This is a genomic window from Xanthomonas sp. SI, assembly GCF_014236855.1.
Classification (GTDB): domain Bacteria; phylum Pseudomonadota; class Gammaproteobacteria; order Xanthomonadales; family Xanthomonadaceae; genus Xanthomonas_A.
This window is the reverse complement of record NZ_CP051261.1, coordinates 2,716,910-2,734,728: the sequence shown is the minus strand read 5'-3', so window position 1 is coordinate 2,734,728 and position 17,819 is coordinate 2,716,910. Positions and strand designations below refer to the sequence as shown.

General features: G+C 67.9%; 17 protein-coding genes. 5 read left to right on the top strand and 12 right to left on the bottom strand.

The window, feature by feature from the left end; all coding sequences use genetic code 11:
• Positions 1–4: 4 nt before the first annotated feature.
• From carB to HEP75_RS11345, 12 genes are all read right to left on the bottom strand, one after another.
• Positions 5–3,247 carry a carbamoyl-phosphate synthase large subunit gene (gene carB / locus HEP75_RS11400; RefSeq protein WP_185823626.1) on the bottom strand — a complete coding sequence of 1,081 codons (3,243 nt, stop codon included), beginning with the start codon at positions 3,245–3,247 and terminating at the stop codon, positions 5–7.
• A gap of 54 nt (positions 3,248–3,301) precedes the next feature.
• A complete protein-coding gene (locus HEP75_RS11395) occupies positions 3,302–3,871 on the bottom strand; it encodes a hypothetical protein (protein WP_185823625.1) in 570 nt (189 codons plus the stop codon).
• Complete coding sequence (gene carA / locus HEP75_RS11390) at positions 3,868–4,995, bottom strand: glutamine-hydrolyzing carbamoyl-phosphate synthase small subunit (protein WP_185823624.1); 1,128 nt, start codon at positions 4,993–4,995, stop codon at positions 3,868–3,870. Before carA ends, HEP75_RS11395 begins: the two co-directional genes overlap by 4 nt.
• 161 nt (positions 4,996–5,156) lie before the next feature.
• Positions 5,157–5,873 carry a 4-hydroxy-tetrahydrodipicolinate reductase gene (gene dapB / locus HEP75_RS11385; protein WP_185823623.1) on the bottom strand — a complete coding sequence of 239 codons (717 nt, stop codon included), beginning with the start codon at positions 5,871–5,873 and terminating at the stop codon, positions 5,157–5,159.
• Between the two features lie 481 nt (positions 5,874–6,354).
• On the bottom strand, positions 6,355–7,071 hold the full coding sequence (locus HEP75_RS11380) for an MOSC domain-containing protein (RefSeq protein ID WP_185823622.1): 717 nt from the start codon (positions 7,069–7,071) through the stop codon (positions 6,355–6,357).
• Positions 7,072–7,093: 22 nt separating this feature from the next.
• Complete coding sequence (locus HEP75_RS11375; RefSeq protein ID WP_185823621.1) at positions 7,094–8,302, bottom strand: PLP-dependent aminotransferase family protein; 1,209 nt, start codon at positions 8,300–8,302, stop codon at positions 7,094–7,096.
• 316 nt (positions 8,303–8,618) lie between these two features.
• Positions 8,619–9,647 (bottom strand): hypothetical protein, encoded by a 1,029-nt coding sequence (locus HEP75_RS22290; RefSeq protein WP_255423829.1) that lies wholly within the window; start codon positions 9,645–9,647, stop codon positions 8,619–8,621.
• 90 nt (positions 9,648–9,737) lie between these two features.
• Positions 9,738–10,331, bottom strand: coding sequence for a hypothetical protein (locus tag HEP75_RS11365; RefSeq protein WP_185823620.1), 594 nt, complete (start codon positions 10,329–10,331; stop codon positions 9,738–9,740).
• Positions 10,332–10,995: 664 nt separating this feature from the next.
• Positions 10,996–11,391 carry a hypothetical protein gene (locus tag HEP75_RS11360; RefSeq protein WP_185823619.1) on the bottom strand — a complete coding sequence of 132 codons (396 nt, stop codon included), beginning with the start codon at positions 11,389–11,391 and terminating at the stop codon, positions 10,996–10,998.
• A 42-nt stretch (positions 11,392–11,433) separates the two neighbouring features.
• Complete coding sequence (locus HEP75_RS11355; RefSeq protein WP_185820208.1) at positions 11,434–11,688, bottom strand: DUF6587 family protein; 255 nt, start codon at positions 11,686–11,688, stop codon at positions 11,434–11,436.
• A 1-nt stretch (position 11,689) separates the two neighbouring features.
• Complete coding sequence (locus tag HEP75_RS11350; RefSeq protein ID WP_185823618.1) at positions 11,690–13,549, bottom strand: ferrous iron transporter B; 1,860 nt, start codon at positions 13,547–13,549, stop codon at positions 11,690–11,692.
• A complete protein-coding gene (locus tag HEP75_RS11345; protein ID WP_221899259.1) occupies positions 13,546–13,803 on the bottom strand; it encodes a FeoA family protein in 258 nt (85 codons plus the stop codon). Before HEP75_RS11345 ends, HEP75_RS11350 begins: the two co-directional genes overlap by 4 nt.
• A gap of 125 nt (positions 13,804–13,928) precedes the next feature.
• Between HEP75_RS11345 and HEP75_RS11340 the strand changes: the two genes are divergently transcribed.
• From HEP75_RS11340 to yeiP, 5 genes are all read left to right on the top strand, one after another.
• Complete coding sequence (locus HEP75_RS11340) at positions 13,929–14,717, top strand: enoyl-CoA hydratase-related protein (RefSeq protein ID WP_185823617.1); 789 nt, start codon at positions 13,929–13,931, stop codon at positions 14,715–14,717.
• Positions 14,714–15,115, top strand: a complete 402-nt coding sequence (locus tag HEP75_RS11335; RefSeq protein WP_185823616.1) for a VOC family protein — start codon at positions 14,714–14,716, stop codon at positions 15,113–15,115. Before HEP75_RS11340 ends, HEP75_RS11335 begins: the two co-directional genes overlap by 4 nt.
• 177 nt (positions 15,116–15,292) lie before the next feature.
• Entirely contained in the window at positions 15,293–16,186 is an 894-nt protein-coding gene (locus HEP75_RS11330) for a hydroxymethylglutaryl-CoA lyase (protein WP_185823615.1), read from the top strand.
• Positions 16,187–16,365: 179 nt separating this feature from the next.
• The gene (locus tag HEP75_RS11325; RefSeq protein WP_185823614.1) at positions 16,366–17,136 is read left to right on the top strand and encodes an SDR family oxidoreductase; all 771 of its coding nucleotides are present in this window, start codon (positions 16,366–16,368) and stop codon (positions 17,134–17,136) included.
• Between the two features lie 112 nt (positions 17,137–17,248).
• A complete protein-coding gene (gene yeiP, locus HEP75_RS11320) occupies positions 17,249–17,815 on the top strand; it encodes an elongation factor P-like protein YeiP (RefSeq protein WP_185823613.1) in 567 nt (188 codons plus the stop codon).
• Positions 17,816–17,819: the final 4 nt, after the last annotated feature.

Below are 17,819 nucleotides of genomic sequence, written 5' to 3'. Positions count from 1 at the left end.
GCTCTCACGCTTCCAGCTCCTTGTGCAGTTCCTGCAGCGCCCAGACCGGACCGGTGCCGCGGAATTCCAATGAATGCACCAGCGCGCGGGCGCCGGCGACGGTGGTCGAATAGGTCACGCGATGTTGCAGGGCTTCGCGCCGGATCGAGAACGAATCGGAGATCGCCGCGCGGCCCTCGGTGGTGTTGACGATATACACGATTTCGCCGTTCTTGATCAGATCGACGATATGCGGGCGGCCCTCGGCCACCTTGTTGATCTGGTCGCACTGCAGGCCGTGCTGGCGCAGCCACGCACAGGTGCCGCTGGTGGCCACCAGGGTGTAGCCGCGCTCGACCAGCGCCTGCGCCACCGGCAGCACGCGCTGCTTGTCCGGGTCGCGCACCGACAGGAACGCCTTGCCCAGCGGCGGCGCCTTGATCCCGCCGGCTTCCTGCGCACGCGCGAACGCGGCACCGAAGCTGCGGCCCACGCCCATCACCTCGCCGGTGGAACGCATCTCCGGGCCGAGGATCGGATCCACGCCCTGGAACTTGGCGAACGGGAAGATCGCTTCCTTCACCGAGTAATAGTCGGGCACGATCTCCTTCAGCGCGCCCTGCTCGGCCAGGGTCTTGCCGGCCATGCAGCGCGCGGCGATCTTGGCCAGCGCCATGCCGGTGGCCTTGGACACGAACGGCACGGTGCGCGAGGCGCGCGGGTTCACTTCCAGCAGGAACACGATGTCGTCGCCGGCCTCGTCCACCTGCACCGCGAACTGGGTGTTCATCAGCCCGACCACGTTCAGGCCCTTGGCCAGCATCACCACCTGGCGGCGCAGTTCGGCCTGGGTCTTGGCCGACAGCGAATACGGCGGCAGCGAGCACGAGGAATCGCCCGAATGCACGCCGGCTTCCTCGATGTGCTCCATCACCCCGCCGATCAGCACGTGGCCGTCCTTGTCGGCGATGATGTCAACGTCCACTTCCACCGCGTTGTCGAGGAAGCGGTCGAGCAGCACCGGCGAATCGTTGGAGACCTTGACCGCGTCGCGCACGTAGCGCGCCAGGTCCGATTCGCCGTAGACGATCTCCATCGCGCGGCCGCCGAGCACGTAGCTCGGGCGCACCACCAGCGGATAACCGATCTCGCGCGCCAGCACCAGCGCCTCTTCAGCGTTGCGCGCGATGCGGTTCGGCGGCTGCTTCAGGCCCAGCTTGTCGACCAGCTGCTGGAAGCGCTCGCGGTCCTCGGCCAGGTCGATCGAGTCCGGGCTGGTGCCGATCACCGGCACGCCGTTGGCTTCCAGCGCGCGCGCCAGCTTCAGCGGGGTCTGCCCGCCGTACTGCACGATCACGCCCTTGGGCTGCTCCAGCTCGACGATCTCCAGCACGTCTTCCAGGGTCAGCGGCTCGAAGTACAGGCGGTCGGAGGTGTCGTAGTCGGTGGACACGGTCTCCGGGTTGCAGTTGACCATGATGGTTTCATAGCCATCCTCGCGCAGCGCCAGCGCCGCGTGCACGCAGCAGTAGTCGAACTCGATGCCCTGGCCGATGCGGTTGGGGCCGCCGCCGAGGATCATGATCTTGTCGCGATTGCTCGGCTTGGCCTCGCACTCGTCCTCGTAGGTCGAATACAGGTAGGCGGTGTCGGTGGCGAATTCGGCCGCGCACGAGTCCACCCGCTTGTACACCGGGCGCACCTTGTGCGCGCGGCGCAGCGCGCGCAGCGCCGCCTCGTTGGTGCCGCACAGCTCGGCCAGGCGCGCATCGGAGAAACCGGCGCGCTTGAGCGTGCGCAGGCGCGCGGCGTCCAGCGAACCCAGGCCGTCGGCGGCCAGCTGCTTCTCCTGCGCGATCAGGTCCTCGATCTGGTCCAGGAACCACGGATCGATGAACGACAGCGCATGCACCTGCTCCACGCTCATGCCGGCGCGGAACGCGTCGGCGACGTAGAACAGCCGCTCCGGACCGGGCGCCTTCAGCTCGCGCTTGAGCGCGGCCATGTCGTCTTCGCTGCCCAGGTCCAGCCCGGTCGGGTCGAGCCCGATCTTGCCGGTTTCCAGGCCCCGCAGCGCCTTCTGCAGCGATTCGGAGAAGGTGCGGCCCATCGCCATCACCTCGCCCACCGACTTCATCTGCGTGGTCAGGCGCGCATCGGCCTGCGGGAACTTCTCGAACGCGAAGCGCGGGATCTTGGTCACCACATAATCGATCGACGGCTCGAACGAGGCCGGGGTCAGGCCGCCGGTGATCTCGTTCTTCAGTTCGTCCAGGGTGTAGCCGACCGCCAGCTTGGCCGCGACCTTGGCGATCGGGAAGCCGGTGGCCTTGGAGGCCAGCGCCGAGGAGCGCGACACGCGCGGGTTCATCTCGATGACGACGACGCGGCCGGTCTGCGCGTTGATGCCGAACTGCACGTTGGAGCCGCCGGTGTCCACGCCGATCTTGCGCAGCACCGAGATCGAGGCGTCGCGCAGGCGCTGGTATTCCTTGTCGGTCAGGGTCTGCGCCGGAGCCACGGTGATCGAGTCGCCGGTGTGCACGCCCATCGGGTCCAGGTTCTCGATCGAGCAGACGATGATGCAGTTGTCCGCGGTGTCGCGGACCACTTCCATCTCGAACTCCTTCCAGCCCAGCACCGACTCTTCGACCAGCACTTCGCTGGTCGGCGACAGCTCCAGGCCGCGGCCGACGATCTCGATCAGCTCCTCGCGGTTGTAGGCGATGCCGCCGCCGCTGCCGCCAAGGGTGAAGCTGGGGCGGATGATGGTCGGATAGCCGACCCGGGTCTGGATCTCCAGCGCTTCCTCGAGGGTGTGCGCCACCGCCGCCTTCGGGCATTCCAGGCCGATCTCGCCCATCGCCACGCGGAACAGCTCGCGGTCCTCGGCCATCATGATCGCTTCGCGCTTGGCGCCGATCAGTTCCACGCCGTACTTTTCCAGCACGCCGTGGTCGGCCAGGTCCAGCGCGCAGTTCAGCGCGGTCTGTCCGCCCATGGTCGGCAGCAGCGCATCGGGCTTTTCCTTGGCGATGATCTTCTCGACCGTCTGCCAGTTGATCGGCTCGATGTACACGGCGTCGGCCATGTTCGGGTCGGTCATGATCGTGGCCGGGTTGCTGTTGACCAGCACCACCCGGTAGCCCTCGTCGCGCAGCGCCTTGCACGCCTGCGCGCCGGAGTAGTCGAACTCGCAGGCCTGGCCGATGACGATCGGGCCGGCGCCGATGATGAGGATGGTTTTTAGATCGGTGCGCTTGGGCATTTCTTTCTCGAGGTCTGGACTAGCGGCGCTTTGAGGCGGCACGGCTAAAGTCGTTCAGGAAAAATCACGTTCGGACAATTTGCATCGATGGGAAAGCTCGTCTCCCAGCGACGCCTGCTGCTCTTTAGTCATCGCAGGCGGAGCAAGTGGTGGCGCTGCGCTAAATACCATCCCCGCAGGCGACGACATGAACTCAAGCGTCTGTACGGCCTGGTCTGGCTTCATTCCAAGCAGCAACTCGGACCGGTCGGGCTTAGGTCGATCAAGAAAAACTGCAGTTGCATTGGCAGCCACGTACTGCATATAGCGCTGACCAGCAGGAGTCTTGGAGAAAGCAATCCAGCTTCCGGCTTTAGCGCTATTTCCAAAAATAGTCTTCAGTCGCGCCCTGGTGTTTGAGCCTAAATTTTCTTCCAAAAGCCCTGCGACACAACCTCGTTGATCGGAAGCAAGCTTTTGAAACAGCGGCTGCGCTGCGATCGAATCCACAGAGTAGATAGAGACCGCTTCTTTTAAGCCGAGCAATTCAAAGAGCTGTGAAGCTTGCTCGTCCGATACTTCGGCAGCATTTGCCACTCCACTGAACAGGAGCGCCGCAATCATCGCCAGCTGGCGAACACTCATGCCCCTGCTACCGCCATCGACGCCACAAACCGATCGAACAGCGGCGCCACGTCGCGCGGGCCCGGCGAAGCTTCCGGGTGGCCCTGGAAGCTGAAGGCCGGCGCGTCGGTCAGTTCGATGCCCTGGTTGGTGCCGTCGAACAGCGAGCGGTGGGTCACCCGCACGTTGGCCGGCAGAGACGCTTCGTCGACCGCAAAACCGTGGTTCTGCGAGGTGATCATCACCCGGCCGCTGTCCAGGTCCTGCACCGGATGGTTGGCGCCGTGGTGGCCGTGGCCCATCTTCAGGGTCTGCGCGCCGGCGGCCAGCGCCAGCAGCTGGTGGCCCAGGCAGATGCCGAAGGTCGGGATCTTGCTGGCCACGATTTCCTTGATCGCCGCGATCGCGTAGTCGCACGGCGCCGGATCGCCCGGACCGTTGGACAGGAATACGCCGTCCGGCTTCATCGCCAGCACCTCGGCGGCGGGCGTCTGCGCCGGCACCACGGTGACCTCACAGCCGCGCTCGGCAAGCATGCGCAGGATGTTGAGCTTCACGCCGTAGTCGTAGGCCACCACCTTGTACTTCGGCGCGGCCTGGGCGAACGCGTTGCTGTCCAGGTCGAGCTGGCCGTCGCGCCACGGATAGGCCTTGCCGGTGGAGACCACCTTGGCCAGGTCCATGCCCTTGAGCCCGGGGAACTTGCGCGCCGCTTCCAGCGCGGTGTCCACGTTCACTTCGCCGGCCATCAGCGCGCCGTTCTGCGCTCCCTTCTCGCGCAGGATGCGGGTCAGCTTGCGGGTATCGATGCCGGCGATGGCGACCACGCCGCGCTGGATCAGCCAGTCCGGCAGCGACACCTGACTGCGCCAGTTGCTGGGACGGCGCGGTACGTCGCGCACGATCAGCCCGGCCGACCAGACCTGGGCGGCTTCGTCGTCGTGGTCGGTGCAGCCGGTGTTGCCGATATGCGGGTACGTCAGGGTGACCAGCTGACGGGCGTAGGAGGGATCGGTGAGGATCTCCTGATAGCCGGTCATCGCGGTGTTGAACACCACTTCGCCGACGGACAGGCCGGCGGCGCCTACGGATTCGCCCTCGAACACGGTGCCGTCTTCAAGGACAAGGATTGCGGGTTGAGTCACGGGGTTCGCCTTGGGGAGAGAGGAACCCTGCCCCACCAACTTGCGGCTGCAAGAAACCGCGAACTCGGCGCTTCTCCGGGTCCGTGGCGATGGGTAACAGGCGAGCGAGAATTGTACCGACGCGGACCTGTCCGCGCCAGACGTTTATGTGAAAGCGCCGTTCAGCCGAGCAGATCGCGCAGCCGGTAGGCCCCGGGCGCGCGGCCCGGCAGGCGCGCGGCGGCATGCAGCGCGCCGCGGGCGAAGATGTCGCGGTTGCTGGCGCGGTGCACCAGTTCCACCCGCTCGCCGAGTCCGGCGAACTGCACCAGGTGCTCGCCGACGATGTCGCCGGCGCGCAGGCTGGCATAGCGCGGCTGCGCGCCGCCGTGCGCGGCGGCCTCGCCCAGGGTCAGGGCGGTGCCGGACGGGGCGTCCTGCTTGTGCACGTGGTGCGACTCGACGATGTCGCAGTCCCAGCCCGGCAGCGCCGCCGCAGCGCGTTCCACCAGATCGTTCAGCACCGCTACGCCCAGGCTGAAGTTCGACGCCCAGATCAGCGGGATGCGCGCTGCCGCGTCGGCCAGCGCCTGCCGCTGCGCCTCGTCCAGGCCGGTGGTACCGGACACCAGCGCCGCGCCGCGCGCCACGCACAGCGCCAGCACCGGGTCGAAGCCCTGCGGCAGGCTGAAATCGACCGCCACGTCGAACGCCGGCGCGCCGTTCAGCTCGGCCGCGGCGAAGTACGGCACCCCGTCGACGACCCGCTGCGCCGGCGCCCGCCGGATCACCGCGGCTGCCACCTGCAGCGCGGGGTCCTGCGCGGCCAGGCGCAACAACGCCTGGCCCATGCGGCCGGATGCACCATGAATCAACACACGTACGGGGGAAGTGGTCATCGCCACAAGGTAGCGGTTTGTCGCGATCCGCGACAGGGGTGTGGTGCTGCGGCGGTGGTTAGCGACGGAGGCGGTTTAGGTGTTGACTGCATCCGACAGCGGAAGGTCTGCCGTCCTGTTCGTCGCGACTGAAGTCGCTCCCACAAGGCTCTTGTGGCTCTCTTGCAAGGTGCACTGAGGAGCGGCTTCAGCCGCGACAGACAAGCAAATCGCCAGGCTTCCTGACATCGTTTGTCGCGGCTGAAGCCGCTCCTACAGGGACTTGCGATCAGCGTGCCGGGTGCACTGTAGGAGGGGCTTCAGCCCCGACATCATCCATCCGCAGCCGGAAATTCCACCGTTACGCTGGTCGCGGCTGAAGCCGCTCCTACTAAGGCTCGCGGCCAACCCGTCGGGTGCACTGTGGGAGGGACTTCAGTCCCGACGGCCCAGCGGCCGGAAGGACCATGACCCCTGCTTCGCGGCAAGAAGTCGCGCGCGCCTACTCCGCTGCCGGCTGCCCCAGCAGCCTCTTGTCCCAGCACTCGACCTCGCGCTGGGCCAGGCGCCGCTCGAACAGGACGCGCCAGTTCGGTACCAGCGGCAGCGCCAGCACCTGCTCCAGCTGCGCCAGGTCCACCTCGCGCCGATACAGCAGTTGGATCAGCCGGGCCAGCGACCAGGCCGGATACGGCCGCTCCAGCAGGACCAGCCGGTCGCCGGCGGCGATCTCGCCCGGCTGCAGCACGCGGTAATACCAGCCGGTGCGGCCGCTTTCCTGCACGCGCCGCGCCAGCGCGGCCACGCCGAAACGGTCGGACAACTTCCAGCACGGCTGCCGCGATTGCGAGACCTCGACCAGCGCCGTGCCCAGCCGCAACCGGTCGCCCAGGCACAGGTCGGCCTCGGTGGCGCCGAGCGTGCTGAGGTTCTCGCCGAACGCGCCCGGCGCTTCCAGCAAGGCGTGCGCGCCCAGCTCCTGGCGCCAGGCCGCGTAGTGGTCGCGCGGATAGTGATGCAGCGCCTTGTCCGGACCACCGTGCACGCGGCGGTCGCCCTGCTCGTCCAGTTCCAGGCCTTCGATCCCGATCCGCAACCGCCCGGGCAACGGCCGCTTGTCGATCGCGCTGCGGCTGCCGGGCCGGGTGAAGTCCTGCACGCGGCCAACCAGCACCGCATCCACGCCCAGGTTCAGGTCCAATGCCGCAGCCGCGTGCATGCGCAGGCGCCCGGGTGCCGAATCAGGCCGCCGCGCCGCGATGCGCGGCGATCTCGGCCTGCAGCAGTTCGCCGAGGATGCGCACGCCGCTCTCGATGCGTTCTTCCGGCACGGTCACGAACGACAGGCGCAGGGTATTGCGCTGCGGCTCGACCGCGTAGAACGGCGCGCCCGGCACGAAGGCGACGTTGCGCTCGATCGCCTTGGCCAGCAGCGCGCCGCCGTCCATGCCTGCCGGCAATTCGACCCAGATGAACATGCCGCCGGCAGGACGGTTCCAGCGCACCTGCGACGGAAAGTACTTCTCCAGCGCCGCCAGCATCTGCTGGCAGCGGCTCGCGTACAGGCTGCGGATGCCGGGGATGTGCGCATCCAGGAAGCCGTCCTGCACCGCCTCGTAGACGATGCGCTGGCTGAACGAGGGCGTGTGCAGGTCCGCCGCCTGCTTGGCCTGCACCAGCTTGGCGTGCACCGCCTCCGGCGCCACCACGAAGCCCAGGCGCAGGCCCGGCGCCAGCACCTTGGAGAACGAACCCATGTAGATGGCCGCGTCCGGATTCATCGACAGCAGGCTCGGCAGCGTGTCGCCGCTGTAGCACAGCTCGCCGTAGGGGTCGTCCTCGACGATGGGCACGCCGGCCGCGGCCGCGCGCGCGACCAGCGCCTGCCGCCGGTGCAGCGGCAGGCGCCGCCCGGTCGGGTTCTGGAAATTCGGCAGGCAGTACATGAAGCGCGCGCCGGCCAGTTGCGCATCGTCCAGCGCGTCCACCACCAGCCCGTCGTCGTCCGACTGCATCGCCGCGAACGCCGGCTGGAACAGCGAGAACGCCTGCAGCGCACCGAGATAGCTCGGCGTCTCCACCAGCACCTTGCTGCCTTCGTCGATGAAGACCTTGCCGAGCAGGTCCAGGCCCTGCTGCGAGCCGGTGGTGATCAGCACCTGGCTGGGGCGGATGCTGGCGCCGTCGCGGCTCACGCGCGCCGCCACCCATTCGCGCAATGGCAGATAGCCTTCGGTCGGGCCGTATTGCAGCGCCGCCTGCGGCGCCTCGCGCAGCACCTTGTCGCAGGCGTACTGCATGCGCGCCACCGGGAACGTGTCCGGCGACGGCAGCCCGCCGGCGAAGGAGATCACCTCCGGGCGTTCGGTGACCTTGAGGATTTCGCGGATCGCCGAACTGGTCAGCGCCTGCGCACGGCGGGAGAACTGGAAGGAGGTCGTCATGGCCATAGCATAGCGGCAGCATGGCCGCACTCCACTGTGCGGCGCAGCGCAAGCGACAGCGATGGTCCGCGATAGACCGGGCCGACCCAACCGGCACGGGGATAGGTCGGCCAACGTCGACGCACGATGGTGTTGTGGCTAAGCGTGGTGGTCCGCAGGGCCGAGTGACCAGGGTGCAGCGCGCCTCGACCAGCGCCCAGCACTTGTCCGGCGCGATCCCGGCGCCGAGGATGGTGTGATTGTATGAGTAGAGTTCGCTGCGCCGATCAGCGATTCCCACACATGCTCGGAGCGGTCGCGATCTTGCCGGCCTGGTGGCCGGCTATTGACCCGCGCCGACCACCTGGCCGAACCGCTGACGCTCGGCGCTGGACGCCGAGGGGCGCGCGACGGCGCTGGCGAGCGTGGACCTGAGCGTAGGACTCAGTTGCACGTCGCCGCTGGCGACGGCATCGAGCGTGGTCATCACCAAGGGGCTGGTGGCGCCGCGTGCGATGTAGTTCACCGCCACATCCGCGGCGGCGTCCGGGGCGGAAAGGCGGTAGATCTTCTGCACCGCCATCGCGCGCACCAAGGCGTCGCCGTTGCCCGAGGCCAGCGAGTCCATCTGCGCCACCGCGCTGCGCTTGAGCGCGTCGGCGCCGGGCGCGACGTCGTTCTCGATGGTGCCGATGAAGTTCAGCGCGGCCACTGCGGTGCGCTGGTCGGTGTCGCGTGCGTCCAGGGTCGCCAGGGCATCGGCATAGACCTCGCGCGTTGCCTGGCCAGGCAGGTTGGAATAGGTCTCGTACATTTCTCCGTAGAGTCCCTTGTCCTTGCTGGCCCAGATCTGGTTGGCCTCGTCGAGCACCAGCGCGCGCCCCTGCGGCGAGGGCACCAGCATGCCGCGCAGCATGTCGCGCTCCATCGCCTGGCTTGCCGGCATGGCCCGGTAGGCCTCGGCCACCGCCTGTCTCGCCTCGGCGCTGCCATCGACCGCTGCCAGCAGCCGTGCCGCGAATGCGTCCTGCTCGGCGCGCGACGGCGGCGGGTTGGCGTTCACCCGGGCGAAGAACTCCTGCAAGCGGCGCTGGATCTCGCCAGCCTCGAACGGCATTGCCGCATCGGCGATGCCGGCATGCGTGGGCGCATCCTCGACCACGGGTCGGGTGGGTCGATAAGGATTGGCCGCACTGAGGCCCGTGCCAAACCGATCTGGGACGGAGGCGTCTGCCAGCGCGGCGGTTTCGCTTTCCGCGCCGGACAAGCGCCCGTGCCCACCCTGATAGAAATACAACGCGGCACTGGCGAACAAGCCGCCAACGATCACCAGCGGTAAATACCCTCGATATACGGAACTATTGATCTTCATTGGGATTGCCACGAGCCTGGAAAACAACGACACAACCCCGTGCTTGCCCGAACAAGCGCAAGCACGGGAACCTGCTACCGCAAGGCGCGCTTAGATGCGCTCGTAGTCGCAGGTACTGCCGCGCCATTCCGGCAGATAACCCTGCCGGGAATAAGTGCCGCCGTTATATCGACAGGACCAACCGTAGCCACCTTCCCAGTTCGACTTCCAGCCTGCCGGGCAGGAAGACTGCAAGGTGACGTAATAATTCGGATCGCCACCGACCACATTGACCGTGCCGACACGCTCGCTGAAGATGATCGCAGCGCGGCCTTTCCAGCCGGGTTTCGGCGAACAGGTCACGGTTTCCGAGCGTACGTTGCACGCCGACCACGAGTTGTTGTAGCCGCCGTTGATTTCCATCGAGCCGACCCGGGTGGGAACCGCCCATTTGATACCGATATTGAATCCCCGGGTGACGCAGGAGCTGTGGCCCGTGGTCAGCGCCACCGAACCGCAGGAACCGCCCTGGTTGCTGAAGCAGTAATGCCAGTCCGATCCGTCGATATATTCGGAACGCTGCTGCTTGCCGATCCAGCCACCGAAGGTGGTTTTCAATTGCGTAGACGGATCTGCAGAGGCGACGCCACTGAACAAGAACAGGACCAACGAGAACAAGATGATCCTTAATTTAAATTTCGACATACCACTCTCCCTAATAAATAAGCCAGCCCAAGATGTAGACAAAATAGCGCCACTGCGTCACACACGATCATCCTGGAAAACGCAGCGAAACCTCCGCGCATGGCGTGCGAAGTATCTCGATCGACGTTTACCGAGGAATCCCAGCCGGAGTGACGGTGCGCAGAGCCTACCCAAGCAATGCTACATATTGGTGGCACGCAAAATTAACTAAATGCAGCAAATCAAATTGCATGAATATTATAATATTGAACGAATTTGAAACTTCGGTCGGCCGGCCCCGAGCTTGCGCTGGCAGCGACCGCTGCCCCACCTTCCCGCCAGATCGCATCTGAGCCTTCTACGTTGCTTATCACGCAGGCATGGCAGTAGCACTTCAAAGCAGCGCCAGCGCAGAGCGCATCGTGCGGCCAAGACGCTGCGGCGAGACCGCTACGCGAACCGGTCTCGCGCTCGCGCGGATGCGGGCAGGCTTTTTTGGGCACAACGCGATGTCGGCAACAGCCATCGCCGCAGGCGCAACTGGACGGCGCAGCCTCACGGCAGCAAGTTTCGCCTCACCCATTCCGCCTGCCGGCAAAGTCGATGCCGCCGCGACGGTGACAGGCCTCAGCAGTCGCAGCCGCCACCATGGCGGCCGCCGGACAACGGTCCGCGGGTGCCGGCATCAAGCCTGTGCTGCGACGCCCAACAATTGCCCCAGCGCGGCATGCGTATACAGACGCACATCCGAGATGGCGGGGAGTGTCGCCGCCGCGAACAGCGCCTCGTCCAACTGCAGGATCGGGCCGTAGGCGATCGCGGTCTGCGCACCGATGGAGGACAGGCGGCGCAGCACCGTCAGCCTATAGCCCTGCCCCAGGTAATAGCGGGTGCCGCCGTCGGCCGGCAATGGCGCTTCGGTATCGATGCGTGCGTGCAGCGGCGCGCGGCCAGCCGCGACGGCGCGGAAATCGGCATCGGCCTGGCGCAATGCGTCGCGCTGCGGTGGGGCAAGCGCCTGCAGCTCCAGGCCGAAGAAGGCGCCGGCGTGTGGCGACATGGGGAGCGACAGATCGCTCATGGCAGCCGGTTTCGCCTCATCTTTTCCGCCCGCCGCTTCAGCTCAATGGCGACGCGGCGGTGCCGGACCGCAGTTGTCGCAGCCGCCGCACGCGCCGGCACCGGCGGTGGCCGCAGGCGCGATCTTGCGGCCCATCGCCTGCAGCCAGGGCGCGCGGCCCGGCTTGAGCAGGCGCACGGCGATGGCGCCGCGCAGCTTGCGCGCGGTGCCGGGAAATTGCTTCTTCAGCACCACCCAGGCGCTGAGCAGGACCGCCAGCGCGATCACGAGGTACTGCAGCAGCAGCGACGTGCTCATCTCAGCCGGCTCCCAGCGCCGCCGCGACCTGGTAGGTGACCAGCGAGGCCAGATACGCCAGCGCGAACAGGTAGAACGCGGCGAAGCTCATCTGCTTCCACGAGTTGGTCTCGCGCTTGATCGTGGCCAGGGTGGAAATGCACATCGGCGCATAGATGTACCAGACCAACAGCGACAGCGCGGTGGCCAGCGACCAGCCATTGTGGATCAGCGGCGACAGCGCCTGCGCGGCGGCATCGTCGTCGGCCGCCGCCAGCGCGTACACCGTCGCCAGCGACGCCACCGCCACTTCGCGTGCGGCCAGGCCGGGGATCAGCGCGATGCAGATCTGCCAGTTGAAGCCCAGCGGCGCGAACACCGTGGTCATCGCATGGCCGATGCGGCCGGCGAAGCTGTAGTCGATCGCCGGCAGCGTGGCGTTGGCCGGCGCGGCCGGGAACGACAGCAGGAACCACAGCAGGATGGTCAGCGCCAGGATGATGCCGCCGACGCGCTTGAGGAAGATCGCCGCGCGCTCCCACAGGCCCAGCGCCAGGTCGCGCAGGTGCGGCACGCGGTACGAGGGCAGCTCCAGCAGCAGCGGGTGCTCGCCCTTGTCGCGGCGCCACTTCTTCATCGTCCACGATACCGCCAGCGCGCTAGCGATCGCGGCGAAATACAGCCCGAACAGCACCAGGCCCTGCTGGTTGAACACACCCCAGACCTTTTTCTGCGGGATGAACGCGCCGATCAGCAGCGCGTACACCGGCAAGCGCGCCGAGCAGGTCATCAACGGCGCGACCAGGATCGTGGCCAGGCGGTCGCGCGGATCCTGGATGCTGCGCGTGGACATGATGCCGGGCACCGCGCAGGCGAAGCTGGACAGCAGCGGGATGAACGAACGCCCCGACAGTCCGGCCGCGGCCATCATGCGGTCGAGCAGGAACGCCGCGCGCGGCAGGTAGCCGGATTCCTCCAGCGCCAGGATGAAGGCGAACAGGATCAGGATCTGCGGCAGGAAGATCACCACCCCGCCGAGGCCGGCGATGATGCCGTTGACCAGCAAGCTGTTGAGCGGACCCTCCGGCAAGGTGCTGCCGACCCAGGCGCCGAGCGCCTTGCTGCCGCCGTCGATCAGGTCCATCAACGGCGCCGCCCAGGCGTACACCGCCTGGAAGATCAGGAACATCACCAGCGCCAGGGTCAGCAGCCCGGCAACCGGGTGCAGCAGCCAGCGGTCCAGCGCGTCGTCGATGCGCGAGGTGCGGGTCGGCATCGACACCGCGGCGGCGAGGATGCGCCGCACCTGCTGATGGTAGTCGCCCTGCCCTTCGGCCGGCGCCACCGCCGGCGGCAACGCCGGGGCCAGCGCGTCGAGCCGCTCGACCAGGGCCTTGGCGCCGTTGCGGCGCACCGCCACGGTCTCGATCACCGGCACGCCGAGCGCATCTTCCAGCGCCTGGCGGTCGATCTGGATGCCGCGGCGCTGCGCGGCGTCGACCATGTTCAGCGCCACCAGCATCGGCTTGCCCAGTTCGCGCAGCTCCAGCACGAAACGCAGGTGCAGGCGCAGGTTGGTGGCGTCGACCACGCACACCAGCACGTCCGGCGCCGGCTCGCCCGGATAGAAGCCGCGGCACAGGTCGCGGGTGATCGCCTCGTCCAGGCTGGCCGGCTGCAGGCTGTAGGCGCCCGGCAGGTCGAGCACCGCGAAGTCGCGCCCGGACGGCGCGCGGAAGCGGCCTTCCTTGCGCTCGACGGTCACGCCAGCGTAGTTGGCCACTTTCTGCTTGCTGCCGGTGAGCTGGTTGAACAGCGCGGTCTTGCCGCAGTTCGGATTGCCGACCAGGGCCAGGCGCAGCGGAACGGCCTCCGCGCTCATGACTGCGCCTCGGTGGCGGCAACGACGCTGACCTGCACCCGCGCCGCTTCGCTGCGGCGCAGGGCGAAACGGGTATAGCCGACCTGCACCAGCAACGGCTCGCCGCCGACCGGGCCGCTGGCCAGCACCTGCACCTGCTCACCCGCGACGAAACCCAGCTCGCGCAGGCGGCGCGCGATGGCGTCGTTGGGCTGGCGGTCGTGCACGGTCTCCACGGTGGCGGTGCTGCGCAACGGCATATCGGACAACGTCACGGAACGTTCCGTCGAATAAGAATGGTTATCAATTGTAGCACCGTCGCAGTGCGTCATGGCGTGGCCGGCGCGGCCCGCTATGATTCCCATATGGCTGCCGTTATCCCTCCGTACGAGAACTGCCGATGAGCGATGCATTGCTGCTGGAGCGCTCAGGCAAGGTCCTGACGCTGCGGCTGAACCGACCGGACGTGCGCAACGCGTTCGACGCCGCGCTGATCGCGCGGCTGACCGAAGCGCTGCAGCAGATCGGCGCCGATCCGAAGGTCAAGGTGGTGGTGCTGGCCGGCGCCGGCGCCGCGTTCTCGGCCGGCGCCGACCTGCAATGGATGCGCTCGATGGCCAGCGCCAGCGAGGCGGAGAACCTGGCCGATGCGCTGGCGCTGGCGCAGCTGATGCGCACCCTGGACGAACTGCCCAAGCCGACCGTGGCGCGGGTGCATGGCGCCACGTTCGGCGGCGCGGTCGGCCTGGTCGCCTGCTGCGACATCGCCGTGGCCTCCACCGATGCCCGCTTCGGACTCAGCGAGAGCCGCCTGGGCCTGTTGCCGGCGGTGATTTCGCCATATGTGATCGCCGCGATCGGCGCGCGCCAGGCGCGGCGCTGGTTTGCCAGCGCCGAAGCGTTCGATGCGGCCACCGCCACCCAGATCGGCCTGGTGCACCAGACGGTGGCGCCGACCGCGCTGGACGCGGCGGTGCAGCGCCAGGTGGAGCTGCTCGGCCAGGCCGGCCCGCTCGCCGCCGCCGGGGCCAAGGCACTGGTGCGCCGGGTCGCCGCCGGCGGCGACAACGCCACGCTGGACCGCGACAACGCGGCGCTGATCGCGCGGCTGCGGGTCTCGGCCGAAGGCCAGGAAGGTCTGAGCGCGTTCCTGGACAAGCGCGACCCCAACTGGCTGGGATTCTGGTGAGCCCGCTCGATCACATCGGCCTGCGCTGCGTCGAGCTGGAGCGCAGCCTGGCGTTCTACCGCGCCGCGCTGACCGCGCTCGGGCTGGACATCGTGATGGAGGTGAGCGCCGAGCAGAGCGGCGATCGCCGCCACATCGGTTTCGGCCGCGACGGCAAGCCCAGCGTCTGGCTCACCGATGGCGCCACGGCTACCGGCGGCGGATTGCATCTGGCCTTCGTCGCCGCCGACCGAGCCCAGGTGGATGCCTTCCATCGCGCCGGGCTCGCCGCCGGCGGTCGCGACAATGGCGCGCCCGGGCTGCGGCCGCATTACCACCCCAACTACTACGGCGCCTTCCTGCTGGATCCGGATGGGCACAACATCGAAGCGGTCTGCCAGCGGCCGGCGAGCGCCTGAGCGGCGCCCTGCACTGACGATCGCACTTCGCGCGGGCGGCGGCCTGCGCCGCTCGGCGACGGCGCGCAGCCGTCCACTCCAAGGAATGCATGTGACCGCCAATTCGCCGTTTCCGCCTTGCCCCGCGCGGCCTCTGCCGATCGCGCCCGCTTGCGCGACGCGCTGCAGGTGCCGCCGATGAGCGACTTCGTCCGCCTGGTAGAAGTGGGACCGCGCGACGGCCTGCAGAACGAGAAGGCCTGGGTCGCCACCGCCGACAAGATCGAGCTGATCGCGCGGCTGTCGCGCACCGGCCTGCGCAGCATCGAGGCGACCAGTTTCGTCAGCCCCAAATGGGTGCCGCAGCTGGCCGACGCGGCCGAGGTCTACGCCGGCATCGTGCCGGCGCCGGGCGTGGACTACCCGGTGCTGGTGCCGAACCTGCAGGGCTACGAGCGCGCCGCAGCGGTCGGCGTGCGCGAGATCGCGGTGTTCACCGCCGCCTCGGAAACCTTCAACCGCACCAACACCAATGCCGGCATCGACGAATCGCTGGCGCGCTTCGCGCCGGTGCTGGCGCGCGCGGCGGCGGACGGGATCAAGGTGCGCGGCTACGTCTCCACCGTGCTCGGTTGCCCCTATCAGGGCGCGGTGCCGCTGGCCGATGTGGTGCGGGTGGCGCGGCAGCTGCACGCCATGGGCTGCTACGAGATCTCGCTGGGCGACACCATCGGCGTCGGCACCCCGGGCAAGGCGCGGGCGATGCTGCGCGCGGTCGCCGCCGAACTGCCGATGGCGGCGCTGGCGGTGCATTTCCACGACACCTACGGCCAGGCCCTGGCCAATATCGCCGCGTGCCTGGAGGAAGGCGTGCGCGTGGTCGATGCGGCGGTGTCCGGCGCCGGCGGCTGTCCGTACGCCAGGGGCGCCAGCGGCAACGTGGCCAGCGAGGACGTGGTCTACCTGTTGCACGGCAATGGCGTGGCCACCGGCATCGACCTGCAGGTCTTGGCCGCGACCGGACACTGGCTGGCGCAGAAACTCGGCCGTCGCACCGGCAGCAAGGCCGGCCAGGCGCTGGCGGCGGCGTGAACGCAACGGCCACGCGTGCCGCGAGCGGCGCGGCAGCGGCCAGCCGCACCGCGTCGGTCCTGCCCGCATCGTCCGGCGTCGCTGCAGATCGGCACGATCGCCGGGCGGATTCGCGCGGCGGCTGAACCACCGAAACGCGCGCCTCGGCTAAAATGCGCGCTTTCCTGGGAGGGAACACCATGCAACTTGCCGATATCCGCGCGGTCGTCACCGGCGGCGTTTCCGGCCTCGGCCTGGCGGTCGCGCAGCGCATCGTCGCCGACGGCGGCAAGGTCGCGCTGTTCGACCTCAACGACGACAAGGGCGCGGCCGCGGTCGCCGCGCTCGGCACCGCGCAGGCGCGCTATTTCCGCACCGACGTCAGCGACGAGGCGCAGGTGGCAACGCAGCTCGGCGCGGCGCGCGACTTCCTCGGAGGGCTCAACGCCGCGATCAACTGCGCCGGCATCCTCGGCGCCGGCCGCGTGCTCGGCAAGGAGGCGCCGATGCCGCTGGCCACGTTCCAGGGCACGGTGATGGTCAACCTGGTCGGCAGCTTCAACGTCGCCAAGGCCGCCGCCGACTTGATGCAACACAACCCGCCGGGCGAGGACGGCGAACGCGGCGCGATCGTCAACACCGCCAGCGTCGCCGCCTACGAAGGCCAGATCGGCCAAGCCGCGTATGCCGCGTCCAAGGGCGGCGTGGTGGCGATGACCCTGCCGATTGCACGCGAACTGGCGCGCTTCGGCATCCGCGTCAACACCATCGCCCCGGGCATCTTCTGGACCCCGATGGTGGACGGAATGCCCGAGGCGGTGCAGCAGTCGCTGGCCGCATCGATCCCGTTCCCGCCGCGGCTCGGCCGCCCCGAGGAATTCGCCGACACGGTGATGTTCCTGCTGCGCAACCGCTATCTCAACGGCGAGGTCATCCGCCTCGACGGCGCGGTACGCTTGGCGCCTAAATAGCCGGGATTCGTGATTCGGGATTGGGGATTCGCAAAAGCGCCCCGCCCCCTTCGCTCCCCGCCTGCTCTTTACCAATCCCGAATCTCCAATCCCCAATCCCGGCTCCCAACCCATGAAAGCCAACGAAATCAAGAAAGGCAACGTCGTCGAGTACAACAACGGCGTCTATCAGATCCGCGACATCGAGCGCAGCTCGCCGCAGGGCCGCGGCGGCAATGTGCGCTTCCGTTTCGTGATGTACAGCGTGCCGGGCGGCAACAAGCTCGATGCCAGCTTCGACGGCGACGACGACCTGCGCGAAGTCGAGCTGAGCCGGCACCAGGCCACCTTCTCGTACAAGGACGGCGAGGCGTTCGTGTTCCTGGACGACGAGGACTACACCCCGTACACGCTCGATGCCGACGTGATCGGCGACGACGCCGGCTACATCACCGAGGGCCTGACCGGCATCTACGTGCAGGTCATCGACGACCAGCCGGTGGCGGTGCAGTTGCCGCAGAGCGTGACCCTGGAAGTGATCGAAACCCCGCCGGAGCTGAAAGGCGGCACCGCGACCAAGCGGCCGAAGCCAGCCAAGCTCAATACCGGGCTGGAGATCATGGTGCCGGAGTACATCGGCAACGGCGAGCGCGTGCTGGTCAACACCACCACCGGCGAGTTCGCCGGGCGCGCGGACTGATCCG